This is a genomic window from uncultured Fretibacterium sp. (assembly GCF_938030725.1).
GTDB lineage: Bacteria > Synergistota > Synergistia > Synergistales > Aminobacteriaceae > Fretibacterium.
Genome location: NZ_CALHIQ010000165.1, coordinates 1 through 2,522, shown reverse-complemented (window position 1 = coordinate 2,522; position 2,522 = coordinate 1). Strand labels below are relative to the sequence as shown.

Here is a 2,522-nt window from a genome sequence, read left to right as displayed (position 1 = left end):
CCCTTCACCGGGGCAATCGAGGAGCGTGCCGAAAGCTACGCCGCGAGGTACAAGGAGGCGATGCCCGCAGGCTTCCGCTTCGATGACGAGGGCACGCAGGATGCAGCGAAGGCGGACAAGGACGCGCCAACGTCGAACAAGGACGCCGCGCAGGTCCTCCTGCAGCAGCCCAAGCCCTGGTCCAACGCCGTCAGGGTGGCGCTGGGCGTCTACGCGCACCTGGCGGGGGAAAACGCCGCCGCGGAGGAGCGGCTGAGGCCCGTGCCCATGACGGGGACGGGCGGGCGCAAGGCAGCCTACTACCGGGCCTGGTCCCTGTACCGGCTGAAGCGTAGCGGCGAGGCCCTGGACCTCTGGAGTCGACTGGCCCTCAGCGGCAACGCCTACGCGGAGCCCTCCGTCCGGCGCATCGCGACCCTTGCGGGAAAGGCGGGAAAGGTCGAGAAGAAGGCGGCCATGGACGTTCTGGAGCGCGTGATCAAGGAACGCAGGGGCAAGCCCCAGGCTCGGGCCCTGCTCGCGCTTTGCGACCTCCTGGACAAGTCCCAGGCGAAGTACCGGGACGCCCTGGAGGCTAAGGTCCTGAGCGCCTATCCCGACACGCCCTACGCCTTTAACGTCCTGTGGGGACGGGGGTGGAAGAACGTGGCCGCGGGCAACCTCACGGAGGCCGTCCGGCTTTGGCGCCAGGCGGATGCCCCCAACATCGGCCCCATGCGGCGGGCCCGCCTGCTCTACTGGATCGCCGACGCGGAGCGGCGGTCGGGCAACAAGGCCGGGGCCGGTCGGACCCAGGCCCTGCTTGAGCGCCGATACCCCCTCTCCATCTATGCCCTCCTGAGCGGGGGCGAAACGCTGAAGATCGTGGACGGGGAAGACCCTGCCCTGGCGACGAAGCCCTCCGAACTCGAGCAGTGGGGGTTCGTCCTCTACGCGAAGCTCAGGCTGTCGAGGCCCAAGGCCGGGGTGCGGGAGCTCTATCGCGCGCTCAGGCTGTCGCGCTGGCTGGGGCTTGAGGAGTCCTACAACGAAGCCCGTCGCCTGGAGACGCTCCTGACGTCGGGGAGGACGCTCTATCGTGCCAACCTGGAGGCCCTCTACCCTCGTCCCTTCCGGGCGCAGGTCAAGGCGGCTTGCGAGGCCTACAGCGTGGAGGATGCCCTGGTGTGGGCCGTCATGCGGCAGGAGAGCTCCTTCCGGCCCGACGCCCGGAGCCATGCCGGCGCCACGGGATTGATGCAGTTGATGCCCGGAACGGCAAAGGGTGAGGCGAAGCGGGCGGGGCTTGAAAAGTACGACCTCCTGGACGTCAACGACAACATCCGGCTGGGGACCTCGCACCTCGCATGGCTGGAACGCTCTTTCTCTCGGGAGGAGTGGGTGATGGCCGCCTACAACGCGGGGTCTGGCAACGCCCGCAAGTGGCTAAAGAACGGGGGAGAGGACCTGCCCCTGGACCGCTGGATCGAGGCCGTGAAGTTCGACGAAACCTGCGGCTACGTACAGCGCGTTTCAGCGAACCTCAGGATTTACCGGATGCTCTATGGAACGGCCGGGGCGCGATGACGGAGGAAGAACGGGCCGTCGCATCCCTCTGCCGCCGTGCGCTGGAGCGCATGAGCGAGACCGAACGGGCGCGGGAGCGGGATCATGGGGTGATCCCCTACGACCTCTCCCTCCGCGCCCTCGCGGGGCCCTTCCTGGAGGCGGGGATGAGGCAGGGGTGGTTGCCCTGCAGAGGTCGGGTGCTTGCTGCCGTGTCGGGAGGGGGGGACTCGATGGCCCTCCTCTGGCTCTTCAAGACCTTTTACGACGGACCTCTGACCGTCGCTCACGTGAACCACGGCATCCGGGGAGGGGAGGCCGACGTGGACGCGGCCTTCGTGCGGGACGCGGCGGAGGGATGGGGTGTGCCCTTCCTGGAACGGGCCCTGGACGTGCCAGGGGAACGGGCGCGGGGGGAGTCCCTTGAGGCCGCGGCACGACGACTTCGTTACCAGGCGCTCCGCGAGATGGCGGAGGTCTGCGGCGCCGTGGGCGTCGCCCTGGGGCACAATCGCGACGACCTGGCCGAAACGGTGCTCTTCAACCTGCTGCGAGGCGCGGGCGTGCGGGGCGCCGTGGGGATGCCGGAGCGGCGGGGCCTCCTGTTCCGCCCGGTGATCGACATGGGCCGTGACCTTCTGCGCCGCATCCTGAAGGTCCGGGGCATCGCCTGGCGCGAGGACGGGACGAACGCGGACGCGGGCTGCACCCGGAACTTCCTGCGGCTTGAGCTCATGCCCCTTCTGGCGCGGCGCGTGAACGCGCGGGCGGCGGAGCACCTGGCCGCCTTCGCCTCGGAGATGAGGGAACTGCGCGGCGAGGAAGAGGCCCGCGGGGCGAGGCTCCTGGCAGGGCTGACGCTGGAGGAGGAGGCGGGGTCCCTGTCCCTGGACCGGGCGGGGGCGGCAGCCCTCACGCCGCGGGATCGGGCGCTGGTGCTACGCGCCGCGGGCCGCAGCCTGGGCCTTATGGCCCTT

General features: G+C 69.8%; 2 protein-coding genes. Both read left to right on the top strand.

Going from position 1 to position 2,522, the window contains the following annotated elements; translation table 11 throughout:
- Positions 1-1,566, top strand: a 1,566-nt coding sequence (locus Q0629_RS09295) for a lytic transglycosylase domain-containing protein (protein ID WP_298781730.1), incomplete at its 5' end; no start/stop codon positions are given.
- On the top strand, positions 1,563-2,522 hold a 960-nt coding region (gene tilS, locus Q0629_RS09290), incomplete at its 3' end, for a tRNA lysidine(34) synthetase TilS (protein WP_298781727.1). The genes Q0629_RS09295 and tilS, both read left to right, overlap by 4 nt.